The sequence below is a fragment of the Oryzihumus leptocrescens genome, assembly GCF_006716205.1.
Classification (GTDB): Bacteria; Actinomycetota; Actinomycetes; order Actinomycetales; family Dermatophilaceae; genus Oryzihumus; species Oryzihumus leptocrescens.
On the sequence record NZ_VFOQ01000002.1, the window covers coordinates 73,262 to 94,837 of the forward strand.

Below are 21,576 nucleotides of genomic sequence, written 5' to 3' on the forward strand. Positions count from 1 at the left end.
CGCCGGTCCCGGGCAGTCGCGCCCCGCGCAGGCGGACCCGCCACAATGGCGCGGTGACCGTTCAGCGCCCTGCCCCCCGCTCGTCCGCGACCGGGCGGATGTGGCTGCTCGCGGTCCTGGTCATCATCGTGGGCTCCAGCCCGGTGTGGCTGCGCTACCTGGTGTTCTGGCCGCTGGACCAGTGGCAGGTCGACGTCGAGGTCTACCGCGAGGCCGGCGTGTCCATCCTCACCGGCCGTCCCATCTACGAGGCGATGACCGAGTCGCCGCAGCTGCTGCCGTTCACCTACCCGCCGTTCGCGGCGCTGTGGGCGCTGCCGCTGGCGCTCATCCCGTTCGGGGCGGTCGGCTGGCTGTGGACCGCGCTGCAGCTCGCGGCCACCACCGCGATCGTCTGGTATGCCGGGTGGCGGCTGATCCACCGGGCCGGCGCCCGCGCGCCGCTGGTCCTCGCGCTGCTCGTCGTGCCGATGACCTGGCTGCACCCGGTCGCCGACGGCATCCGCTTCGGCCAGGTCAACGCGTTCATGGTGCTGGCCTGCCTCATGGACCTGCGCCGGCCCCGACCCGGCCTGCTGCGCCGCATCCCGCCGGGTGTCCTCGTCGGGCTCGCCATGTCGATCAAGCTCACGCCCGGCGTCTTCGTCGTGCACTACCTGGTCAACAAGCGCTGGCGGGAGGCCGCCTGGGCGGTCGGCACGGCGGTGGGCGTCACGGTCGGCACGTGGCTGCTGATGCCGGAGGCCTCGTTCGCCTTCTGGGGCGGCGCGCTGCAGGACCCCAGCCGGCTCGGGCCCAACTCGGGCACGTCCAACCAGTCGCTGCGCGGGTTCCTGCTCCGGGTCGGGCCGCAGGGCCTGCCCGGCACGGTGCTCTGGCTGGTGTGCGTCGCCGTGGTCGGCGTCATCGGCTTCGCCCTGGCCCGTCGGGCCTACCGGCAGCACGACTCCATCGCCGAGGTCGCGGTCGTCGGGCTGATGGCGGTGCTGCTCTCGCCGGTGGCGTGGATCCACCACCTGCACTGGGTGGTCGTCGTCATCTTCGCCATCCTCGGCGCGGACCCGCTGCGCGACCGCCGCCGGCTGGTGGCCGCGGCGGTGGTCACGGCGTGGTTCCTGTGCCGGATGCCCTGGTGGGGGATCACCTGGCTCAACGACCGGGTGGGGCCCGTGTTCTTCGGCCGGCTGCTGCAGAACGCCGACACCGCCGGCGCCCTCATGGCCCTGGCGATGCTGGCGTGGACGTTGCAGACCCGCGACGACCACGACCCCGGCACCGCTTCCGAGGCGGGTGTGCTCACCTCAGACCGCTCCGACGCCCCCGTGGGGGCTCCGGCAGCGGCCCTGGGCGAGCAGAGCCGACTGGGCTGAGCAAGGCCTCAGGCGATGAGGTCCACGCCGGCGACCTGCAGGGCGGTCAGCCCGAACATCAGCAGGCACAGCCCGGCACCGACCCGGTGCAGGGTGCCGAGCCGGATCCGCTTGAGCAGGGTCCGGCCGAGCACCGCGCCGAGTGCGGACACCGTGGCCAGGGCCAGGAAGGCGCCGATACCGACGGGCACCGGGGCGTTGTAGCGCACCACGAGGCCGGCGGTCAGCAGCTGGCTCAGGTCGCCCCACTCGGCGACGAACAGCACGAGGAAGCTGGCCCCCACCGCGCGCCAGCCGTGCACGCCGGCGCGGGCCTTGGCGGCGAACTCGTGCTCGGTCTCGGCCTCCTCCGCCTCGGCGTGGGCGGCCCCGCGCCACAGGATGATGGCGCCGACGAGGAAGAGCAGGCCGGCCACGACCTCCACCGGGGTGCGCGGCAGGTGCGCGAGCAGCCCGCCGAGGGTGCAGGCGACGACGGTCTGCACGAGGAACGCCGCGGTGACCCCGACCCAGACCGCCAGCGGCTTGTAGCGCGTGGCCAGCACGAGCGTGGCGATGAAAGTCTTGTCCGGCAGCTCGATCGGGAAGATCAGCACGAAGGCGGTGGCGGCGATGGCGAGGGCACTCATGGTGCTCCCGACCCTAATCGGTCGCTCCGTGGGACGTCCGGGCACGCATGCCGGGCGGGCAATACGCTGCCGGGCGTGAGCATGCGATACGGCTACTTCGGCCCCGCGGGGACGTTCACCGAGATGGCCCTGCTGCGCCTGCCCGGCGTCGAGGACGTCGAACGGGTGCCCATCGCCTCGGTCGAGGCGGCGCTGGAGGCGGTGCGCGACGGGTCGGTCGACGCGGCGGTCGTGCCGATCGAGAACTCCGTCGAGGGCGGGGTCAGCGCCACCCTCGACGCGCTGTCCTCCGGGGCCGACCTGGTCGTGGTCCACGAGGTGCTCGTGCCGATCACCTTCGTCCTGGCCGCCCGCGCGGGCACCACGCTGGCGGACATCCGCGGCGTCGGCAGCCACCCCCACGCCTGGGCCCAGGTCCGCCACTGGATGGGCGCCCGGCTGCCGGAGGCGACCTACGTGCCGTGCCTGTCCACCGCGGCGGCCGCGGCCGGGCTGGCCGGCGACGACACGGCATACGAGGCGGCGGTGTGCGCGCCGGTCGCGGCGCAGGCGCACGGGCTGCAGGTGCTGGCCGAGGACATCGGCGACAACCGCAGCGCGGTGACCCGGTTCGTGCTGGTCGCCCGCCCGGGCCGGTTGCCGGAGCCGACCGGGGCGGACAAGACGTCGGTGGTGCTGTTCCAGGCCGACGACCACCCCGGTGGCCTGCTGGAGCTGCTGGAGCAGTTCGCCGCCCGCGGGATCAACCTGACCCGGCTGGAGTCCCGGCCCACCGGCGACGCCCTCGGCCGCTACTGCTTCTCGATCGACTTCGAGGGCCACGTCAACGACGAGCGCGTCGGCGAGACGCTCATGGGGCTGCGCCGGGTGTGTGCCGACGTGCGCTTCCTCGGCTCCTACCCGCGCGCCGACGGGGCGGTCGTCGAGGTCCGGCCGGGCACCCGCGACACGGACTTCACCGCGGCGCGCGCCTGGTTGCGGGGCCTGCGCAACGGCTGACGCTCAGGCCGTCAGGTGGACCTCCAGCCCGCGCTCGCCGCCGCGCATCATCGCGGCGTGGTTGGCCCGCAGCGCCGGTCGCAGCAGGAAGGACGCCCGGCGCAGCACCGGGGCGTGCAGCTCCACCTCCTGCCGGTATGCCGCGTGCGTGCCTCCCGGCACCGGGCTCAGCTCCCAGCTGGACCAGCCGTGCAGGTGGCCGCGGACCGCGGCGCGCAGACGCAGGGCGCCCGCGTCCTCCACCTCGCGGCGCAGGTGCAGGTGCAGGGTCCATGGCAGCACGCTGCGGATCTGCACGTCGCCGGACTCGTCGTCCAGCCGGGTGATCCGCCGGACCTGCGGCCACCACCGGTCGTAGCGCTCGATGTCCGCGAGGACGGCGTAGACCCGCTCGGGCTCGGCGGGCAGCCGCCACGTCGTGGCGAAGCGGTAGACCGGTGGGGCCACGACCGGTCAGACCGGCGCGGTGCGGCCGCCGTCGGCCTCGCGGATGCACCAGCGGGCGAGCAGGGCGCAGACGAGCCCGTTGGCGAAGCCGACCAGGACGTCGCTCACGTGGTGCATGCCGCGGTAGAGGCGGGCGTACGCCACCAGCACCGGGATCACGGCGAAGATCGTGATGAGCGTGTTGCGCAGCCAGACCCGCTCGATCCGCGAGGCCAGCAGGATGAACGAGACGTACAGCGCGGTCGAGGCGCCCACGTGGCCGCTGGGGTAGCTCGAGGTCGGCGGGGCGGGGTCGAGGTGCGGCACGGTGGGGCGGTCCCGGCCGACGACCAGGGTGGCGCCGACGAACGTCGAGGCCTGCAGGGCGATCGCGATCGCCGGGATGATCGCCACCCACCAGCGCCGGGTCAGCACCAGCAGCACGATGCAGGCGACCACGCACACGCCGATGACGATCTCGGTGTTGCCGATGTGCGACCAGACGGCGGTGACCGAGTTCATCGTCGCGGTGCGGCCCCTGGCCAGCGCCTTGTTGACCGAGTTCTCGGTGTCCTCGACCGACTTCAGCGGCCCGGCCAGCAGAAGCCCGATCCCGCAGATGACCGCCCAGATGAGGATGCCCGGCAGCACGACGCGCAGCAGCAGGCTCTTGGCCACCGCCCCGGCGCCGGGGCGCTCGCGTTCGGTGGGCGGGGACCAGCGGGTGAGGACGGTCATGGTGCGGACCTTTCGATCGAGTGGGCGGCCTCGCGGGCAACCTGACGTGGACCGCGGTACCCGGCCCACGACGCGGCGACGAGGGCCAGCGCAAGGATGACACCACCGACGACGTCGGAAGGAAAGTGCACGCCCAGGAAGACCCGGTCCAGGCAGGTCCCGACGACCACCAGCGACCCGACGGTCAGCAGCGCCGCCTTGACGGCGCGGTGCGCCAGCGGCCAGACCGCGACGGTGACGACGGTGAGGGCCAGCGCGGCGTTGAACGCATGCCCCGAGGGGAAGCTGTATCCCGGGGAGTGCGACACGGGGTCGCTCACCACCGGGCGGGCCCGCTGCACGACCAGCTTGACGAGGAAGCCCAGGAACCAGCCGACGAGCATGGTCGCGACGGCCCACAGCGCCCGTGAGCGCAGGCCGCGTGCCCAGACCCAGGCGCACGTGGCGAACGCGACGAGGTAGACCCAGACCGGCTGCATCACCGCCTGCACCACGAGCAGCGTCCGGAGCAGGGCGGGGTGCGCACGGGTGACGTCGGTGGCTCCGCGGATCGCGGCGTCGTCCACGTGGATGAGCGGCTGGAACCGCTCCCGCACCAGGACGGCGACCACGACGACCGGCACGAGCGCGAGGACCCCGACCAGCAGCCCCCGCCCGACCCGGCGCAGCACGTCAGACCCGGACGACGAGGGCGCCCGGCTCCACGCGGATGCCCAGCGCGAGGGCCTTGCCGATGGTGTCGCCGTCGAGCTGGACCTCCTCGGGGCGGTCGCTGCGGATGGACAGCTCCCGGCCGCGCAGGTGGTCGACCCGCTCGTGACCCTTGCGGGTCCTGGTCAGCACCCGGGCCGCCACGGCCAGCCAGCCGACGATGCCCTTGGGGGAGAGGGTGACCGCGTCGAGCCAGCCGTCGTCGACCTCCGCCTTGGGCATGAGCACCAGGCCGCCGGTGAGCTTGCCGCAGTTGCCGACCACGACGGTGCGCACCCGGCGGGAGATCTCCAGCTCGTCGTCGACCTTGAGGCGGACCTTGAACTGGGCGCCGCGCAGGTTGCGGACGCCGGCGACGCCGTAGGCCAGCCAGCCCACCCGCGCCTTGAGCGCCTCGGGGGCGCCGGCCATGATCGCGGCGTCGAAGCCCAGCCCGGCCATGACGAGGAAGACGTGCTCGGCGGGGCGCTCGTGCTCCCCGGAGGCGTCGACCCGGATCCGGCCGACGTCGACCCGCTTGTTCTGCCCGGTCAGGGCCACCTTCAGCGCCTCGGACAGGTCGTCGACGGGCAGGTCGAGGTTGCGGGCGAGCAGGTTGCCGGTGCCGCCGGGCAGCAGGCCCAGCGGGGTCTCGGTGCCGACCAGCACGCTGGCCACGGCGCGGACCGTGCCGTCGCCGCCGAGCGGGCAGACGACGGTGACGCCCTCCTCGAGTGCCTGCCGGGTCTGGCCCTCGCCGGTGTCCTCGGCCGTCGTCTCGATGAACAGCGGCTCGGCCCAGCCGGCGTCGGCGCAGCCCTTGGCGATCTTGCGCCGGACCGCCGACTGGTCCTCGAACTTGGTCGGGTTGATGATGATCGCAGCGCGGCGGGGCTTGTCCTCGGCCACCTCAGCTCCTTCCGGTCGGAAGTGCTGCCGGTGGGGGCGGCGCCGCGCGAAGCGGCGGGTCGCCTGCAACGCCTGGTCCACGCGGGCGCGAGCGCCACGGCTCGAGGCGGCCGTGACGGCCCCCGCGAGCAGCAGGACGAGGAGGATGGCCAGCACGGCGATCCACCCGGCGTTGTCTTTCAGCACAGCGCGGACGTTACCCGAAAGTAGGCTGCGCCCCATGGCCCGTCCCACGGCACCGACCCCGCCGCCGCCCGACGACAAGGACTGGACCTGGGTGCTGCGCGAGCCGTGCCCGGAGTGCGGGTTCGACGCGGCCCACGTGGCCGGGACGCAGGTGCCCGACGTGGTCCGCGACAGCGCGGCGCGGTGGGCCGCGGTGCTGGCCCGCCCGGACGCCCGGCTGCGCCCGGAGCCCCACGTGTGGTCGCCGCTGGAGTACGCCTGCCACGTCCGCGACGTGTGCCGGGTCTTCGCCGAGCGGGTCCACCTCATGCTCACCACCGACGACCCGCGGTTCGCCAACTGGGACCAGGACGCCACCGCGCTGGCCGAGCGCTACTGGGAGCAGGACCCGGCCGTGGTGTCCGCCGAGCTGACCGGCGCCGCGGAGCTGGCCGCCGCCCGGTTCGACGAGGTCACCGAGGAGGAGTGGGACCGGACCGGTCTGCGCAGCAACGGTTCCGCGTTCACCGTCGAGACGCTCGGGCAGTACTTCGTCCACGACCTGGTGCACCACGGCCACGACGTGGGCGCGTGAGCCGGCCACGCGGCATACCCCTGCAGTTGGCAAACGGTTCGGAGCCGCGCAACGTGCGCCGATAGGCTCGGGCCCGTGATCGACATCCGACTTCTGCGTGAGGACCCTGAGGTGGTGCGCGCCTCGCAGCGCGCGCGTGGCGAGGACGAGGGGATCGTCGACGCGATCCTGTCCGCCGACGAGCGCCGACGGTCGTCCCTGACCGAGTTCGAGCAGCTGCGGGCGGAGCAGAAGTCGTTCGGCAAGAAGGTCGCCGCCGCCAAGGGCGAGGAGAAGGCCGCCCTGGTCGCCGAGGCGAAGAAGACCTCCGACCGGGTCAAGGAGCTGCAGGCCGCCGCCGACGAGGCCGAGGCGGAGCTCAACGCGCTGGTGCGGCGGGTGCCCAACGTCGTCATCGAGGGCATCCCCAGCGGCGGCGAGGACGACTACGCCGTGCTGGAGACCCACGGCACGGCACGGGACTTCGCGGCCGAGGGCTTCGAGCCGCGGGACCACCTCGAGCTCGCCGAGGGCCTGGGCGCCCTCGACATGGAGCGCGGCGCCAAGGTCGGGGGGTCGCGCTTCTACTTCCTCACCGGGGTCGGTGCCCGCCTCGAGCTGGCGCTGCTCAACATGGCGGTGGCGCAGGCGGTCGAGCACGGGTTCACCCCGATGATCACGCCCACCCTGGTCAAGAACGACGTCATGGCCGGTGCCGGCTTCCTCGACGCCCACGCCGACGAGGTCTACCGCCTCGAGGCCGACGACCTCTACCTCACCGGCACCTCCGAGGTCGCCCTCGCCGGCTACCACGCCGACGAGATCCTCGACCTGTCCGGCGGCCCGAAGCGGTATGCCGGGTGGTCGACCTGCTACCGGAGGGAAGCCGGGTCCTACGGCAAGGACACCCGCGGCATCATCCGGGTGCACCAGTTCCAGAAGGTCGAGATGTTCAGCTACTGCCGGCCCGAGGACGCCGAGGCCGAGCACCAGCGGCTGCTGGACTTCGAGCGCGAGATGCTCGCCAAGATCGAGGTGCCCTACCGGATCATCGACACCGCTGCCGGTGACCTCGGTGGCCCCGCGGCGCGCAAGTTCGACTGCGAGGCGTGGGTGCCGACGCAGGGCCGCTACCGGGAGCTGACCTCCACGAGCAACTGCACGACATACCAGGCCCGACGGCTCAACGTGCGTGAGCGCTCGGAGTCGGGTGCGACCCGCATCGTGGCCACGCTCAACGGCACCCTGGCCACGACCCGCTGGCTGGTGGCGATCCTGGAGAACCACCAGCAGCCCGACGGCTCGGTCGTCGTGCCGCAGGCGCTGCGGCCGTTCCTCGGGCTCGACGTCCTGACCCCGCAGGGCTGAGGCGGGGCATGGCCGAGCGCCTGGTCGCCCTCGACCTCGACGGCACCACCGTCAACCACGCCGGGGAGCTCTCGCCCGTCGTGCGGGACGCCGTGCGCGCGGTGGCCGACGCCGGGGTGCACGTCGTCATCGCGACCGGCCGCTCCACGGTGGCCGCGATGCCGGTGATCGACGCGCTGGGCCTGTCCCACGGGTTCGCCGTCTGCTCCAACGGCGCGGTGACCCTCGAGCTCGACCCGTCCGAGAACGGCGGCTACCGCTTCCTCGACGTCGTCACCTTCGACCCGGCGCCGGCGCTGAACCTGCTGCGCGAGCGCATCCCCGACGCCGCGGTCGCGGTCGAGGAGCTGGGCGTCGGCTTCAAGCTGAGCAAGCCGTTCCCGGACGGCGAGCTGGTCGGGCAGCTGCGCGTCGTGGAGTGGGAGGAGCTGGTCTCCGCGCCCGCCACCCGTGTCACGCTGCGCAGCCCGGAGGCCACGGCGGAGGAGTTCATGCGCCTGGTCGGCGAGGCCGGGCTGCACGAGGTGTCCTACGCCGTGGGCTGGACCGCGTGGCTCGACATCAACCCCGAGGGCGTGTCCAAGGGCTCGGCGCTGGAGCAGGTGCGTCGCCACCTGTCGGTCGAGCCGGCGCACACGATGGCCGTCGGCGACCAGCGCAACGACCTGGAGATGCTGCACTGGGCCGCCCGGGGCGTGGCGATGGGCAACGCCCCCGACGAGGTCAAGGCGGCGGCCGACGAGGTCACCGGCCACGTCGACGACGACGGCCTCGTGCCGGTCCTGCGCTCGCTGCTCGACTGACGGGCCTGGGCTCAGAGGCGGGACAGGGACTCGCGCAGGCCCTGCTCCGCCTCGTCGCCGAGCTTCTTCAGCGCGCCCATGAACAGCGGCATGAGGAACTTGACCATGCCCTGGAACTCGAAGTCGGCGGTGTAGAGCACGTCGCTGCCGGAGCCGTTGGGGCTGACCTCGATCGTGTCCGTGGCGGTGACGGTCTTGTTCTGGCCGCGCAGCTGCACCCGGCGGCCGGGGTCGACGTCCAGGACGGTGTAGGTCAGCTCGGTCTCGCGGCGCAGGAACTTCGAGGTGTTGAGGTAGACGGTGCCGACCCCGCCGTCGCCGCTGGTGCGCACGCACCGCACCGTGCCCGGATCCCACTCCGCGGTGGTCGTGAAGTCCGACAGGTAGGCGAAGACCTTCTCCGGTGAGGCGTCCACCGTCACGCTGCGCTGCAGTCTCATGCCCCCATCCTCACCCGGCACGCACCCTGCGGCACCTCCTACGCGGGTCCGGTGGCCAGGGCGGCGGTGGCGGGATGCGGGTCATGTGCCCCTCCAGTGCCGGGTTTGATGCTGTCACACCCAAGGACCCGCGAGCCGGCCGGAACGTGACATGACGCAGCGGCGCTGGGCGCTGGCGCCGGGCACGCGTACGGTCGGGTCCCGTGAGGGTCGCGCTGATGGTCACCTGCCTGGGCGACGCGCTCTTCCCCGACGTGGGCCGGGCGACGGTCTCGCTGCTGCGCCGCCTCGGGGTCGGGGTCGAGGTCCCCACCGGCCAGACGTGCTGCGCCCAGCCGATGGTCAACACCGGCTACCTCGAGGAGGCGGTGCCGGTGGTGCGCACCTTCGTCGAGGCGTTCGCCGGGTACGACGCGGTGGTCGCGCCGTCGGGGTCGTGCGCCGGGTCGGTGCGCCACCAGCACGCGCTCGTCGCCCGGCGGGCCGGGGACCCGGCGCTGGCGGAGGCGGTCGCGCGGACCGCCCCGCGGGTGCACGAGCTGAGCGAGTTCCTCACCGACGTGCTCGGCGTCGAGGACGTCGGCGCCACCTTCGCGCACCGGGTGACCTACCACCCGACCTGCCACTCGTTGCGGCTGCTCGACGTGGGCGACCGGCCCACCCGGCTGCTGCGCGCGGTGCGCGGCCTGGAGCTGCTCGAGCTGCCCCACGCGCAGGAGTGCTGCGGCTTCGGCGGCACGTTCGCGGTGAAGAACGCCGACACGTCGGTCGTGATCGGGCAGGACAAGGCCCGGCACGTGCTGGACACCGGCGCCGAGGTGCTCGTCGCCAGCGACAGCTCCTGCCTCATGCACGTCGGCGGCATCCTGTCGCGCCAGCGCGCCGGCGTGCGGGTCATGCACCTGGCCGAGGTCCTGGCCGCCACGGGGTCGCCGTGAGCGCCACGTTCGTCGGGATGCCGGCGTTCCCCCAGGCCGCCCGCGAGGCCCTCGGCAACGCCCAGCTGCGGGCCAACCTCGCCCACGCCACCGGCACCATCCGCGCCAAGCGGGCCGCGGTGGTCGCCGAGGTGGAGGACTGGGAGGAGCTGCGGCTCGCCGGCGCCGCCATCAAGGACGCGACCCTGCTCCGCCTGGACGAGCACCTGCTGCGGCTCGAGGCGGCCCTGCAGGCCCGGGGCGCGCTGGTGCACTGGGCCCGCGACGCCGCGGAGGCGTGCGCGGTCGTGGCGGAGGTGGCGCGGGCCCACGGCGTCGACGAGGTGGTCAAGGTCAAGTCCATGGCCACCCAGGAGATCGGGCTCAACGAGGCACTCGCCGCCGAGGGCATCGCTGCCTGGGAGACCGACCTGGCCGAGCTCATCGTGCAGCTCGGCGACGACCTGCCCAGCCACATCCTCGTGCCGGCGATCCACCGCAACCGGGCCGAGATCCGCGACATCTTCGCCCGCGCCATGGGGGCGGCGGGACGCCCCGCGCCCGCGGACCTGACCGACGACCCGGCCCGGTTGGCCGAGGCCGCCCGGCTGCACCTGCGGGAGAAGTTCCTGCGCGCCCGGGTCGCCGTCTCCGGGGCGAACTTCGCCGTCGCCGACACCGGCACCCTCGTGGTCGTCGAGTCCGAGGGCAACGGCCGGATGTGCCTGACCCTGCCGGAGGTGCTGGTCAGCGTCGTCGGGATCGAGAAGGTCGTGCCGACCTGGTCCGGCCTCGAGGTCTTCCTGCAGCTGCTGCCGCGCTCGAGCACCGGCGAGCGGATGAACCCCTACACCTCCACCTGGACCGGGGTGACCCCCGGCGACGGCCCGCAGGAGGTGCACGTGGTGCTGCTCGACAACGGCCGCACCCGGGCGCTCGCCGACGAGGTGGGCCGCCAGGCGCTGCGCTGCATCCGCTGCTCGGCCTGCCTCAACGTGTGCCCGGTCTACGAGCGCACCGGCGGGCACGCCTACGGCTCGGTCTACCCCGGCCCGATCGGCGCCATCCTCAACCCGCTGCTGCGCGGCGTCGGCCAGGACGCCCAGACCGACTCCCTGCCCTATGCCTCGACGCTGTGCGGCGCCTGCTTCGAGGTGTGCCCGGTGCGCATCGACATCCCCGAGGTGCTGGTGCACCTGCGCTCGCAGGTCGTGGACGCGCACCGCGGCGGCCTGCCCCGGCCGGAGGCGGTGGCGATGCGGGGTGGGGCGTGGGCCTTCGCCCGACCCCGGCGCTGGGCGTTCGTCGAGCGGGCCGGCGGGCTGCTCGGCCGGGCGGTCGGCCGCCTCGGCGTGCGCCGCCTGCCCTGGCCGGCCTCGGCCTGGACGCGCGCACGCGACCTGCCACCGGTCCCGCGCCGGCCGTTCCGGTCCTGGTGGCTGCGCGAGGGGAGCCGGTCATGAGTGCGCGCGAGGAGGTGCTCGCGCGGGTGCGCCACGCGCTGGGCGGCGCGACGCGCGATACGCAGGTGCCCCGGACGTATGCGCGGGAGCGCACCCTCGCGGACCCGGTCGGGTTGTTCTGCGAGCGGGTCGCGGACTACCGCGCCCGGGTGACCCGGTGCGGTGCGGACGAGGTGGCGGTCGCCGTGGAGGCGGCGCTGCGGGGCACCGAGCGGGTGGTGGTGCCCCGGGACGTCCCCGACGAGTGGGCCCGGCGGGTGTGGCAGCGGGTGCAGGACCCGGGCACGGCCGCAGGGTTGGACCGGGTGGACGCGGTCCTGACCACGGCCACCGTCGGCATAGCGGTGACCGGGACGGTGGTGCTCGACCACGGTCCCGGCCAGGGGCGACGGGCGCTGACGCTGGTGCCGGACCGGCACGTGTGCGTGCTGCGTGCGGACCAGGTGGTCGCCGACGTGCCCGCGGCGGTGGCGCTGCTCGACCCGCTGCGCCCGCAGACGTGGGTCAGCGGGCCGAGCGCCACCAGCGACATCGAGCTCAGCCGGGTCGAGGGCGTCCACGGCCCCCGCACCCTGCACGTCATCGTCGTCGGCTGAGGGCCCCGCGGCCGGTCAGCTCTCCAGGGCGGCGTCCAGGGTGATCTCCGTGCCGGTCAGCGCCTTGCTCACCGGGCAGGTGGCCTTGGCCTCCTCGGCCGCCTTGGCGAAGCCCTCCGCGTCCAGGCCCTCGACCTCGCCGCGCACGGTGAGGGTGATGCCGGTGATCCGCAGGCCGCCGGCCGGGTCCGGCTGCACCGTGACGTCCGCCGTCACGTCCAGGCTCTGCGGGGTGCCGCCCGCCCTGGCGAGCAGGGCCGAGAACTGCATGGCGTAGCAGGAGGAGTGCGCGGCGGCGATGAGCTCCTCGGGGCTGGTGACGCCGTCAGCGGTGTCGGCGATGCGTCGCGGGAAGGACACGTCAAAGGTGCCGACCCCGGAGCTGGTGAGCTCGACCTGGCCTGAGCCGTCCTGCAGGCCGCCGTTCCAGGCGGTGCGTGCGGTGCGCGTGGGCATCTGTTGCCTCCTCGGTCCCGGCGCGGCCGCCGGCGACAGCCGCTTCGACACGATTCACGATAGGTGCAGGCAGGCGGGCCCGCCTGACATGCTGTGCCACGTCATGACGGACCTGATCATCACCTCGGCGGCCAACGCGCGCCTGAAGTCCCTCACCGCCCTGCGCCGCCGCCGGACCCGCGAGGAGACAGGCACGACCCTCATCGAGGGCTACGACGAGCTCAGCCTCGCCCTCGACGCAGGGGTCCTGCCGCGGACCATCTACTACTGCCCCGAGCTCATGCTGGAGCCCGTGGTGCAGCAGGACGTCGTGCGCCGGGTGGCCGCCCGGGGCGTCGAGACCGTCCAGCTGGGCCGGGTGGCCTTCGAGAAGGTCGCCTACCGCGAGGGGCCGGACGGCTTCCTCGCCGTGGTCGACTCGGTGGTGCGCTCCTGCGCCGACCTGACCGTCGGACCGGCGCCGCTGGCCCTGCTGTGCCAGGGGGTGGAGAAGCCGGGCAACCTCGGCGCCATGCTGCGCACCGCGGACGCCGCCGGGGTCGAGGCGGTCATCGCGGCCGACCCGGTCACCGACTGGGGCAACCCCAACCTGGTGCGGGCCAGCAAGGGCACCGTGTTCTCGGTCCCGGTGGCCAGCGACTCGACCGAGGCGACGCTGGCATGGTTGCGGGACAACGGGATCGCGCTCGTGGCCACCACGCCCGACACCGACCTGGACTACACCGACGTCGACTACACCGGTCCGGTCGCGATCTCCGTCGGCGCCGAGAAGTACGGCCTGACCGGCGAGGTCCTGGCCGCCGCCGACTACAAGGTGCGCATCCCGATGGTGGGCCGGGCCAACTCGCTCAACGTCGCGACGTCGGCCGCGATCGTGCTCTACGAGGCGGTCCGCCAGCGGCGCGCCGCCGGTGGGACCGAGGGCCCGGGTTTGTGACCCCGGTCATGACCACCCGTCGGGCTGTGTCACGATGACTGCCATGCGAGTTGACCACGTCTCCTATGCCGCTGAGCACGACGGCCTGAAGGCGACCGCGCAGAGGCTGTCGGCGCAGATTGGCGTCGAGCCGGTCGACGGGGGGATCCACCCGCGGTTCGGCACGCGCAACATCATCTTCCCGCTGGCCCACGACCGCTACGTCGAGGTCGTCGAGGTGCTCGACCACCCCGCATCCGACAAGGCCGCCTTCGGGCAGGCCGTGCGGGCCCGCTCCGAGGCCGGCGGCGGCTGGCTGGGCTGGGTCGTCAACGTCGACGACCTCTCCGAGGCCGAGCAGCGCCTGGGCCGCGAGGCGGTCGACGGCTACCGCCACCGTCCCGACGGGGTGGAGCTGAAGTGGCGCCAGCTGGGCATCAAGGGCCTGATGTCCGACCCGCAGCTGCCCTACTACATCCACTGGGATGACCCCGCGGTCCACCCGTCCGTGGGCGCCAGCACGGACGTGACGATCAGCAAGCTGCAGATCGCCGGCGACCCGGACCGGCTGCGCGACTGGCTGGGCCTGCCCCCGGAGTACACCTCCTCGGTGATCGACTTCGACTTCGTCGCCCCGCACGGCACCCCCGGGCTGCTGTCGGTCACCTTCGACACCCCGAACGGCCAGGTCACCGTCTGACCGTCCTCCCACGACGCGCAGGAGGCCGCGACCCGTTGCGGGTCGCGGCCTCCTGGCGCGTGCGGGCTCAGTGCCGGCGGAACGTCTTCAGCCGCAGGCTGTTGGTCACGACGATCACGCTGGACAGGGCCATGGCGGCGCCGGCGACCATCGGGTTGAGCAGGCCCAGCGCGGCGAGCGGGATCGCGGCCACGTTGTAGCCGAACGCCCAGGCGAGGTTCTGCTTGATGACCCGCAGGGTCCGGCGCGAGAGCGCGACCGCGTCGGCGACCGCGGCGACGTCGGGTCGCATCAGCACGATGTCGGCGGACTCGATCGCCACGTCGGTGCCGCTGCCCATCGCGATGCCGAGGTCGGCCTGGGCCAGCGCAGCCGCGTCGTTGACGCCGTCGCCGACCATGGCCACCACGTGGCCCTGCTGCTGGAGCCGGTGCACCGCGGCGTGCTTGTCCTCGGGCAGGACGTCGCTGAGCACGTGCGCCGGCTCCACGCCCACGGCCTGGGCGACGATCCGGGCGGTCTGCTCGTTGTCCCCGGTCAGCAGGTATGCCGTGAGCCCCAGCTCGCCGAGGTCGCGCACCGCGTCCGCGGAGGAGTCACGCACCTCGTCGGCCACGGTCAGCGCGGCCCGGGCGGTGCCGCCCCAGCCCACCCAGACGGTGGTGCCCGGCGCGGTCACCTGGGCGATCTCCTCGGGCACCTGCTCGAACATCTCGGCCTTGCCGACGGTGATCAGCGTGCCCTTGATGAACGCCCGCGCGCCGGAGCCGGCCAGCGCCTCGAAGCCGGTGACCGCCGGCACGTCCAGGCCACGGTCGCGCGCGGCGGTGACGATGGCCCGGGCGACCGGGTGCTCGCTGCCGACCTCCACGGCGGCGGCGGTGCGCAGCGCGGCGGTCACCGACAGCCGGCCCGCGGCGCGCACGTGGGTCAGCTTCGGGGCGCCGACGGTGAGCGTGCCGGTCTTGTCCAGCACCACCGTGTCGACCTGGCGGGTGCTCTCGAGCACCTCCAGGCCCTTGATGAGCACCCCGAGCTGGGCGCCGCGGCCGGTGCCGGCCAGCAGGGCGGTCGGCGTGGCCAGCCCCAGCGCGCACGGGCAGGCGATGATCAGGACGGCGACGGCGGCGCTGAGCGCGCCGGTCACCGGCTGGCCGGCGACCAGCCACCCGGCGAAGGTCAGCAGGGACAGGACGAGCACGGTGGGGACGAAGACCGCCGAGACGCGGTCGGCCAGTCGCTGGACCGGCGCCTTGCCCTGCTGGGCCCGCTCGACCAGCCGGGTCATCGCCGCCAGCGTGGTCTCCGCGCCGACACGGCGCGCCTCCACCACGAGCCGGCCGCTGGTGTTGATCGTCCCGCCGGTGACCTCGTCGCCCGGGCTGGTGTCGACCGGCATCGACTCACCGGTCACGAGGCTGCGGTCGACCGCGCTGCTGCCGTCGACGACGACGCCGTCGGTGGCGATCTTCTCGCCGGGCCGGACGAAGAAGTGGTCGCCGACGGCCAGCTCCGAGACCGGGATGCGCACCTCGGTGGTGACCCGGCTGGCCGGGTCGATCCGCTGCACCGCGACGTCCTTGGCACCGAGCTCCATCAGCGCCTGCAGCGCCGAGCGCCCCGACGCGCGGGCGCGGGACTCGGCCCAGCGCCCGGCGAGCAGGAACGTCGTCACGACCGCGGCCACCTCGAAGTAGAGGTGCATGGTGTTGCCGGTGAGCACGGCGACCAGGGACCAGCCGTAGGCGGCGAGCACGCCGAGGGAGACCAGGGTGTCCATCGTCGAGGCGCCGTGCCGGGCGTTGACCGCCGCGGCGCGGTGGAACGGCCAGGCCGCCCAGGCCACGATCGGCGTCGCGAGGGCGAGCTCCAGCCACGGCCACAGCGGTGACTCCGGCAGCGGGGCCATGCCCAGCACGACCACCGGTATCGCGAGGGCCAAGGAGACCAGGGCCCGCACCTTCAGCTGCGGCTCGTCGAGGACGTCGTGGCCGGCGTGCTCGTGGCCGGCCGGCGCCTCGGGCTCCAGGACCCGCGCGGTGTAGCCGGTCTGCTGGACCGTCGCGACGAGGTCCGCGGGGGTGAGGGGCACGGCATACCGCACGTGCGCGCGCTCGGTGGCGAGGTTGACGCTGGCCTCCACGCCCTCGAGCTTGTTGAGCTTGCGCTCGATGCGCGCCGAGCAGGAGGCACAGGTCATGCCCCCAATGGCCAGGTCGACCTCGTGGCGGGTGTCGTGGGAGGTGCTCATGTCGCGACCGCGTATCCCGCCTCCGCGACGGCGGCGCGCACGGCGGCCGGGTCCAGGGTGGCGTCACTGGTGATGGTCACCGGCGAGTCGTCGCCGGCGCGCAGGTCGACCGCCACGTCGGTCACGCCGGGCACGGCGGACAGCTCCCCGGTGACCGCCTGCGCGCAGTGCCCGCAGGTCATGCCGGTGACGGTGATGGTGGTGGTCTGGCTCATGGGTGGGCTCCTCAGCTGCGGACGAGTCGGGCGATGGCGGCGGAGGCCTCGGCGACCTTGGTCGCGGCGGCCTCGTCGGACTCCCGTGCGGCGTCGACGACGCAGTGCCCGACGTGGTCCTCGAGCAGGCCGAGGCTGACCGCCTGCAGCGCCTTGGTGATGGCGCTGACCTGGGTCAGGACGTCGATGCAGTAGGTGTCGTTCTCGACCATCTTGTGGACCCCGCGGACCTGTCCCTCGATGCGGCGCAGCCGCTTGAGGTAGTCGTCCTTGGTGCCGGTGTAGCCCGCCATGGCGCCTCCTGTGCCGGTGTGTCGCCTGGTCCAACGATATACCCCCAAGGGGTATTCCGGCGCGGGACGCGCTGCGACAAACGGGGGATCCCCGCGGGCGCCCACAGTGCCATCCTGACCCCGAACCGGCGGCCCGGCGCCGCCGTCCCGGAGGCACGATGACCCGACCCCTGATCCTGGCGGTGGACGCGGACCCGGCCTCGCTGTCGCGGATCGAGACCGCCCTGCAGCGCCGCTTCGGCGCGGACTTCCGGGTGCGCGGCGAGCTGTCCTCCGCCGACGCGCTGCGCCTGCTCGAGGGGGCCCTGGACCGGGGCGAGCCGGTGGCGGTGGTGCTGGCCGACCAGTGGCTGCCGGGGCTCTCCGGCGCCGAGCTGCTCGCCCGGCTCCGGGTGCTGCACCCCGACGCCCGGCGCGCGCTCCTGGTGGAGTGGGGTGCCTGGGCGCACCGGCCCACCGCCGAGGCGATCCTGCGGGCGATGGCGCTGGGCGACATCAGCTACTACGTGCTCAAGCCCTGGACCAGCCCGGACGAGCTGTTCGTGCGCACCGTCGCCGAGTTCGTGCAGGAGTGGTCGCGCTCGGCCGTGGTCGCCGAGCGCGAGGTCGTCGTCGTGGCCGGTCGGCACGACCCCCGCGCCCACGGCGTGCGCAGCCTGCTGACCCGAAACGGCATCCCGCACGCCTTCCTCGAGCGGGGCTCGGAGGAGGGCATCGCCACGCTGCGCCGGATCGCGGTGGAGTCCGCCGAGGACGAGGACGGCCCGACGGTGGTGTGGATGCCCGCGCTCGGCGGGACCGTGCTGGAGGACCCGACCGACGCCGACATCTGCGAGGCCTGGGGGATCAGCACCACGCTCGAGCCGGACGAACGGCGCTTCGACGCGCTGGTCGTCGGGGCCGGGCCGGCCGGGCTGGCGGCCTCGGTCTACGGCGCCTCGGAGGGGCTGCGGGCGCTGACCGTCGAGCGCGAGTCGCTCGGCGGGCAGGCCGGGTCGAGCTCGCTGATCCGCAACTACCTGGGCTTCTCCCGGGGCCTCAGCGGCGCCGAGCTGGCCCAGCGCGGCTACCAGCAGGCGTGGGTCTTCGGCGCGCGGTTCGTGCTCACCCGTGAGGTGACCGCGGTGCGCCCGGTGGACGGCGGGTTCGTCGCGAGCCTGGCCGACGTCGGCGACGTGACCGCCACGACGGTGGTCCTGGCCAGTGGCGTGTCCTACCGCCGCCTCGGCATCCCTGACCTCGAGGCGCTCACCGGTGCCGGGGTGTACTACGGCGCCAGCGTCTCCGAGGCGCACGGGTTGACCGGGCTGCACGCCGTCGTCGTCGGCGGAGGCAACTCCGCCGGGCAGGCCGCCCTGCACCTGCAGCGGTATGCCGCGCACGTCACGCTCGTGGTCCGCTCCGGGGCCCTGTCGGACGGCATGTCCTCGTACCTGTCCGGGGAGATCGAGGCCAGCGCCCGGATCACGGTGCGCACCAACGCCGAGGTCGTCGGCGGGGGCGGCGCCGGCTGGCTGCAGGAGGTCCGGATCGCCGACCGCACCAGCGGCGAGGCCGAGACGGTCCGGGCCGACGGGCTGTTCGTCATGATCGGCGCCGAGCCGCGCACCGACTGGCTGCCGGAGCAGGTGGCCCGCGACCGGCGTGGCTTCGTGCTCTGCGGCGCCGAGGCGCTGGCTGCCGGCGCGTGGCCGCTGGAGCGGCCGCCACTGCCGTACGAGACCGCCCTGCCGGGCTTCTTCGCGGTCGGTGACGTGCGCGCCGGGTCGGTCAAGCGGGTCGCCAACGCGGTCGGGGAGGGCTCGGTCGTGGTGTCCCAGCTGCACGAGTACCTCGCCGGGTTGCGGGCGGCCGCGTCCGCGACGACCCGGTGAGCCCCCGGCTGTCGGGCCCCATGGCCCGGCGGGTGGGCACGGGGCTGGCCCTGGCGCTGCCGCTGGCCGGCCTGCTCCTGCTGCTGCGCCGGCCCGGCCTGGACGCAGTCTGGGAGCACCACCCCTCCCACTTCTGGCTCGTCCTGCTCGCCGCCCTGCTCAGCGCGGTGGTCGCCTACGGCACCGGCGCGGCCGCCCTGGCCCGCGGCGACGCCCGCGTGATGCTGGTGTCCCTGGCCTTCCTGGCCGCGGCCGGGTTCCTCGGGCTGCACGCGGTGGCCACGCCCGGGGCGGTGCTGGACCACCCCAACGCCGGGTTCGTCGTGGCCATCCCGGTCGGCCTGGCCCTCGGCGGGGTGTTCGCCGCCTGGTCCAGCGCCGACCTCGAGGGTGAGCGGGGCGTGCGCGTCATGCGCCTCGCCCGCGGCCTGCGGGCCGGCCTGCTGGTCCTCATGGGGCTGTGGGCGGTGGCCTCCCTGGCCGACCTGCCCCCGCTGAACGGGCACCAGCCGCCCGAGCGCGCGGCCGGGCCGCTGGTCGTCACCGCCGTGCTGGGCATCGTCCTGTATGCCGTGGCGGCCGCCCGCTTCCTGGCGCTGTGGCGCGTGCGGCCCGCGGTGATGCTCCTGGCCATGGCGGCGGCGTTCGTGCTCCTCGCCGAGGCGCTGATCGCCGTGGTCTACGCGCCGAGCTGGCACCTGAGCTGGTGGGAGTGGCACGTGCTGATGCTCCTGGCCTTCGCCCTGGTCGCCTGGGGCGCGCGGGTGCAGTGGCACGAGGAGCGGTACGCCGACCTCTACCTGGACCAGACCCGTTCCGGCACGCGGGAGATGAGCATCCTGTTCGCCGACCTGCAGGGGTTCACCAGCTTCTCCGAGGCGCACGACCCCCAGCAGGTGACGGCGATGCTCAACGCCTACTTCGAGGTGGCGATCCCTCCGGTCGTGCGCCGGCACGGCGGGGAGATCGACCGGATCATCGGCGACGCGCTGATGGTGACGTTCAACAAGCGCGGCGACCAGCCCGACCACGCCCGGCGGGCCGCCCTGGCCGCGCTGGACCTGCAGGAGGCCACCGGCCGGGTGGCCGCCGCGCACGAGGGCTGGCCGCGCTTCCGGGTCGGCGTCAACAGCGGCGAGGTGTCGCTGAGCCTGCTCGGCGCCTCCGGGGGACGCACCCACACCGTCATCGGCGACACGGTCAACGTGGCGTCCCGGCTGGAGGGCAGGGCGCCGGTCGGTGGCGTGGCGATCGGCCCCGCCACCCGCGACCTGCTGCCCGGTGCGGTCACCGAGCGGCTCGGCGCGCTGGAGCTCAAGGGCCGCGCCGAGCCGGTCGAGGCGTGGGTGCTGCTCGGCCTGGAGGACTACTCGCCGAGGTAGTCGACCAGCTGCGGGGCCAGGCCGACGTAGGTCGCCGGGGTCAGCTCGAGGAAGCGCTTCTCCACGTCGGCCGGCAGGCCCAGGCCGCGGACGAACTCGCGCAGGTCCTCCCCGGTGATCCGGCGGCCGCGGGTGAGCTCCTTGAGCCGCTCGTAGGGGTTCTCCATGCCGGCCACGCCCTGGGCCGCCAGGGCCCGCATCGCCGACTGGACCGGCTCGCCGAGCACCTCCCAGTTGGCGTCGAGGTCGGCGGCCATCGCCTCCGGCACGGCGTCGAGGCCGGCCAGGCCACGGGACACGTTGTCGATCGCCAGCAGGCTGTGGCCCAGGGCGGTGCCGATGTTGCGCTGCATGCTGGAGTCGGTCAGGTCGCGCTGCAGGCGGGACTGCACCAGCGTCGAGCCGAGCACGTCGAGCAGGGCGTTGGACACCTCGAGGTTGGCCTCGGCGTTCTCGAACCGGATCGGGTTGACCTTGTGCGGCATCGTGCTCGAGCCGACCGTGCCCTGGCCGCGGACCTGGGCGAAGTAGCCCATGGAGATGTAGGTCCACACGTCGGTGCACAGGTTGTGCAGCACCCGGTTGAAGCGCGCGATGTCGGCGTAGAGCTCGGCCTGCCAGTCGTGGCTCTCGATCTGGGTGGTGAGCGGGTTCCACGTCAGGCCCAGGCCCTCGACGAAGGCCCGGCTGATGGCCGGCCAGTCCGCCTCCGGCACCGCGGCGAGGTGCGCGCCATACGTGCCGGTGGCGCCGTTGAGCTTGCCGAGGAACTCGGCCCGGCCGACCCGGGCGAGCTGGCGGCGCAGGCGGTGCGCCAGCACTGCCATTTCCTTGCCCATGGTCGTGGGCGTCGCGGGCTGGCCGTGGGTGTGCGCCAGCAGCGGGACGTCGCGCAGGTCGCGGGCCATCGCGGCGACGGCGTCGACCAGCGCGGTCGCGCGGGGCAGCCACACGTCGGTGACCGCGCCCTTGACCATGAGCGCGTAGGACAGGTTGTTGATGTCCTCGCTGGTGCAGGCGAAGTGGACCAGCTCGGACAGGCTCGCCACGTCGGAGTCGGCGGCCTCGGTCAGCCGGCGCTTGAGGTAGTACTCGACCGCCTTGACGTCGTGCACCGTCTCGCGCTCGATCTCGGCGAGCTCGGCCACGTCGGCCGGGCCGAAGGCGTCGACCACCGCGCGCAGCCGGGCCTGCTCGGCCTCGCTCAGGGAGCGCACGCCCGGCACGACGCCGCGGCTGGTCAGGTGGATCAGCCACTCGACCTCGACGCGCACGCGCTCGCGGTTGAGCGCCGCCTCCGAGAGGTGGTCGACCAGCGGGGCGACGGTGCCGCGGTAGCGGCCGTCGAGGGCGCCGAGGGCGATGGGCGGGGTCGCGTCAGCAAGCGAGGCCATGGTGGCCA

General features: G+C 73.9%; 23 protein-coding genes. 12 read left to right on the plus strand and 11 right to left on the minus strand.

All coding sequences use genetic code 11. The annotated features are described in order from the left end of the window. Positions 1-53 precede the first annotated feature (53 nt). On the plus strand, positions 54-1,370 hold the full coding sequence (locus tag FB474_RS17355) for a glycosyltransferase 87 family protein (RefSeq protein WP_246092588.1): 1,317 nt from the start codon (positions 54-56) through the stop codon (positions 1,368-1,370). A gap of 8 nt (positions 1,371-1,378) precedes the next feature. Here FB474_RS17355 and FB474_RS17360 read toward each other — a convergent pair whose 3' ends face one another. Further along, complete coding sequence (locus tag FB474_RS17360) at positions 1,379-1,999, minus strand: TMEM165/GDT1 family protein (protein WP_141790131.1); 621 nt, start codon at positions 1,997-1,999, stop codon at positions 1,379-1,381. Between the two features lie 81 nt (positions 2,000-2,080). Here FB474_RS17360 and pheA point away from each other — a divergent pair, with 81 nt between their 5' ends. Next, positions 2,081-2,998, plus strand: a complete 918-nt coding sequence (gene pheA / locus FB474_RS17365; RefSeq protein WP_141790478.1) for a prephenate dehydratase — start codon at positions 2,081-2,083, stop codon at positions 2,996-2,998. 3 nt (positions 2,999-3,001) lie between these two features. Here the strand turns inward: pheA and FB474_RS17370 are convergent, their stop codons facing one another. Genes FB474_RS17370 through FB474_RS17385 form a run of 4 tightly spaced genes read right to left on the minus strand, consistent with a single transcriptional unit; the run spans position 3,002 to position 5,947 of the window. Continuing rightward, on the minus strand, positions 3,002-3,445 hold the full coding sequence (locus tag FB474_RS17370; protein ID WP_141790132.1) for an SRPBCC family protein: 444 nt from the start codon (positions 3,443-3,445) through the stop codon (positions 3,002-3,004). Between the two features lie 6 nt (positions 3,446-3,451). After that, the gene (locus FB474_RS17375; protein WP_141790133.1) at positions 3,452-4,162 is read right to left on the minus strand and encodes a phosphatase PAP2 family protein; all 711 of its coding nucleotides are present in this window, start codon (positions 4,160-4,162) and stop codon (positions 3,452-3,454) included. Continuing rightward, positions 4,159-4,833: a phosphatase PAP2 family protein gene (locus FB474_RS17380; protein WP_141790134.1), complete on the minus strand. Its 675-nt coding sequence runs from the start codon at positions 4,831-4,833 to the stop codon at positions 4,159-4,161. The genes FB474_RS17375 and FB474_RS17380 overlap by 4 nt, the downstream gene beginning before the upstream one ends. A 1-nt stretch (position 4,834) precedes the next feature. After that, the gene (locus FB474_RS17385) at positions 4,835-5,947 is read right to left on the minus strand and encodes a diacylglycerol/lipid kinase family protein (protein ID WP_246092589.1); all 1,113 of its coding nucleotides are present in this window, start codon (positions 5,945-5,947) and stop codon (positions 4,835-4,837) included. Between the two features lie 34 nt (positions 5,948-5,981). On the opposite strand from FB474_RS17385, the gene FB474_RS17390 reads away from it, so the two are divergent. From FB474_RS17390 to FB474_RS17400, 3 genes are all read left to right on the plus strand, one after another. Further along, on the plus strand, positions 5,982-6,521 hold the full coding sequence (locus tag FB474_RS17390; protein ID WP_141790136.1) for a DinB family protein: 540 nt from the start codon (positions 5,982-5,984) through the stop codon (positions 6,519-6,521). Between the two features lie 75 nt (positions 6,522-6,596). Further along, on the plus strand, positions 6,597-7,868 hold the full coding sequence (gene serS / locus FB474_RS17395) for a serine--tRNA ligase (protein WP_141790137.1): 1,272 nt from the start codon (positions 6,597-6,599) through the stop codon (positions 7,866-7,868). Between the two features lie 8 nt (positions 7,869-7,876). Continuing rightward, entirely contained in the window at positions 7,877-8,671 is a 795-nt protein-coding gene (locus FB474_RS17400) for an HAD family hydrolase (protein WP_141790138.1), read from the plus strand. Between the two features lie 11 nt (positions 8,672-8,682). On the opposite strand, the gene FB474_RS17405 is transcribed toward FB474_RS17400, so the two are convergent. Further along, on the minus strand, positions 8,683-9,111 hold the full coding sequence (locus FB474_RS17405) for an SRPBCC family protein (RefSeq protein ID WP_141790139.1): 429 nt from the start codon (positions 9,109-9,111) through the stop codon (positions 8,683-8,685). 218 nt (positions 9,112-9,329) lie between these two features. On the opposite strand from FB474_RS17405, the gene FB474_RS17410 reads away from it, so the two are divergent. Genes FB474_RS17410 through FB474_RS17420 form a run of 3 tightly spaced genes read left to right on the plus strand, consistent with a single transcriptional unit; the run spans position 9,330 to position 12,087 of the window. Next, a complete protein-coding gene (locus FB474_RS17410) occupies positions 9,330-10,049 on the plus strand; it encodes a (Fe-S)-binding protein (RefSeq protein ID WP_141790480.1) in 720 nt (239 codons plus the stop codon). 17 nt (positions 10,050-10,066) lie between these two features. After that, entirely contained in the window at positions 10,067-11,491 is a 1,425-nt protein-coding gene (locus tag FB474_RS17415; RefSeq protein ID WP_141790479.1) for a lactate utilization protein B, read from the plus strand. Beyond that, positions 11,488-12,087, plus strand: coding sequence for a LutC/YkgG family protein (locus FB474_RS17420; RefSeq protein WP_141790140.1), 600 nt, complete (start codon positions 11,488-11,490; stop codon positions 12,085-12,087). The genes FB474_RS17415 and FB474_RS17420 overlap by 4 nt, the downstream gene beginning before the upstream one ends. A 15-nt stretch (positions 12,088-12,102) precedes the next feature. Here FB474_RS17420 and FB474_RS17425 read toward each other — a convergent pair whose 3' ends face one another. Next, complete coding sequence (locus tag FB474_RS17425) at positions 12,103-12,543, minus strand: OsmC family peroxiredoxin (RefSeq protein WP_141790141.1); 441 nt, start codon at positions 12,541-12,543, stop codon at positions 12,103-12,105. 103 nt (positions 12,544-12,646) lie between these two features. Between FB474_RS17425 and FB474_RS17430 the strand changes: the two genes are divergently transcribed. Together FB474_RS17430 and FB474_RS17435 are read left to right on the plus strand one after the other, a co-directional pair. After that, on the plus strand, positions 12,647-13,480 hold the full coding sequence (locus FB474_RS17430) for an RNA methyltransferase (protein ID WP_141790142.1): 834 nt from the start codon (positions 12,647-12,649) through the stop codon (positions 13,478-13,480). Between the two features lie 43 nt (positions 13,481-13,523). After that, positions 13,524-14,159: a VOC family protein gene (locus tag FB474_RS17435; RefSeq protein WP_141790143.1), complete on the plus strand. Its 636-nt coding sequence runs from the start codon at positions 13,524-13,526 to the stop codon at positions 14,157-14,159. Between the two features lie 67 nt (positions 14,160-14,226). Here the strand turns inward: FB474_RS17435 and FB474_RS17440 are convergent, their stop codons facing one another. From FB474_RS17440 to FB474_RS17450, 3 genes are read right to left on the minus strand one after another with little or no spacing between them, the layout of a single operon-like run. Further along, positions 14,227-16,410: a heavy metal translocating P-type ATPase gene (locus FB474_RS17440; protein WP_141790144.1), complete on the minus strand. Its 2,184-nt coding sequence runs from the start codon at positions 16,408-16,410 to the stop codon at positions 14,227-14,229. Further along, positions 16,407-16,625 carry a heavy-metal-associated domain-containing protein gene (locus FB474_RS17445; protein ID WP_141790145.1) on the minus strand — a complete coding sequence of 73 codons (219 nt, stop codon included), beginning with the start codon at positions 16,623-16,625 and terminating at the stop codon, positions 16,407-16,409. The genes FB474_RS17440 and FB474_RS17445 overlap by 4 nt, the downstream gene beginning before the upstream one ends. 11 nt (positions 16,626-16,636) lie before the next feature. Beyond that, positions 16,637-16,918, minus strand: a complete 282-nt coding sequence (locus FB474_RS17450; protein ID WP_141790146.1) for a metal-sensitive transcriptional regulator — start codon at positions 16,916-16,918, stop codon at positions 16,637-16,639. A 158-nt stretch (positions 16,919-17,076) separates the two neighbouring features. Here FB474_RS17450 and FB474_RS17455 point away from each other — a divergent pair, with 158 nt between their 5' ends. Then, entirely contained in the window at positions 17,077-18,792 is a 1,716-nt protein-coding gene (locus FB474_RS17455) for an NAD(P)/FAD-dependent oxidoreductase (RefSeq protein WP_221632660.1), read from the plus strand. Continuing rightward, positions 18,789-20,174, plus strand: coding sequence for an adenylate/guanylate cyclase domain-containing protein (locus tag FB474_RS17460; RefSeq protein WP_141790147.1), 1,386 nt, complete (start codon positions 18,789-18,791; stop codon positions 20,172-20,174). Before FB474_RS17455 ends, FB474_RS17460 begins: the two co-directional genes overlap by 4 nt. Here the strand turns inward: FB474_RS17460 and purB are convergent. Continuing rightward, entirely contained in the window at positions 20,159-21,568 is a 1,410-nt protein-coding gene (gene purB, locus FB474_RS17465; RefSeq protein ID WP_141790148.1) for an adenylosuccinate lyase, read from the minus strand. The two genes, FB474_RS17460 and purB, sit on opposite strands and share 16 nt — an antisense overlap. Between the last annotated feature and the right edge of the window lie 8 nt (positions 21,569-21,576).

Excerpts from the sequence above, each read along its gene's own strand:
- FB474_RS17360 (WP_141790131.1), bottom strand. The coding sequence starts at position 1,999 with ATGAGTGCCCTCGCCATCGCCGCCACCGCCTTCGTGCTGATCTTCCCG.
- pheA (WP_141790478.1), top strand. The coding sequence starts at position 2,081 with ATGCGATACGGCTACTTCGGCCCCGCGGGGACGTTCACCGAGATGGCC.
- FB474_RS17375 (WP_141790133.1), bottom strand. The coding sequence starts at position 4,162 with ATGACCGTCCTCACCCGCTGGTCCCCGCCCACCGAACGCGAGCGCCCC.
- FB474_RS17390 (WP_141790136.1), top strand. The coding sequence starts at position 5,982 with ATGGCCCGTCCCACGGCACCGACCCCGCCGCCGCCCGACGACAAGGAC.
- FB474_RS17400 (WP_141790138.1), top strand. The coding sequence starts at position 7,877 with ATGGCCGAGCGCCTGGTCGCCCTCGACCTCGACGGCACCACCGTCAAC.
- FB474_RS17405 (WP_141790139.1), bottom strand. The coding sequence starts at position 9,111 with ATGAGACTGCAGCGCAGCGTGACGGTGGACGCCTCACCGGAGAAGGTC.
- FB474_RS17410 (WP_141790480.1), top strand. The coding sequence starts at position 9,330 with ATGGTCACCTGCCTGGGCGACGCGCTCTTCCCCGACGTGGGCCGGGCG.
- FB474_RS17415 (WP_141790479.1), top strand. The coding sequence starts at position 10,067 with ATGCCGGCGTTCCCCCAGGCCGCCCGCGAGGCCCTCGGCAACGCCCAG.
- FB474_RS17420 (WP_141790140.1), top strand. The coding sequence starts at position 11,488 with ATGAGTGCGCGCGAGGAGGTGCTCGCGCGGGTGCGCCACGCGCTGGGC.
- FB474_RS17425 (WP_141790141.1), bottom strand. The coding sequence starts at position 12,543 with ATGCCCACGCGCACCGCACGCACCGCCTGGAACGGCGGCCTGCAGGAC.
- FB474_RS17430 (WP_141790142.1), top strand. The coding sequence starts at position 12,647 with ATGACGGACCTGATCATCACCTCGGCGGCCAACGCGCGCCTGAAGTCC.
- FB474_RS17435 (WP_141790143.1), top strand. The coding sequence starts at position 13,524 with ATGCGAGTTGACCACGTCTCCTATGCCGCTGAGCACGACGGCCTGAAG.
- FB474_RS17440 (WP_141790144.1), bottom strand. The coding sequence starts at position 16,410 with ATGAGCACCTCCCACGACACCCGCCACGAGGTCGACCTGGCCATTGGG.
- FB474_RS17445 (WP_141790145.1), bottom strand. The coding sequence starts at position 16,625 with ATGAGCCAGACCACCACCATCACCGTCACCGGCATGACCTGCGGGCAC.
- FB474_RS17450 (WP_141790146.1), bottom strand. The coding sequence starts at position 16,918 with ATGGCGGGCTACACCGGCACCAAGGACGACTACCTCAAGCGGCTGCGC.
- FB474_RS17455 (WP_221632660.1), top strand. The coding sequence starts at position 17,077 with ATGACCCGACCCCTGATCCTGGCGGTGGACGCGGACCCGGCCTCGCTG.
- purB (WP_141790148.1), bottom strand. The coding sequence starts at position 21,568 with ATGGCCTCGCTTGCTGACGCGACCCCGCCCATCGCCCTCGGCGCCCTC.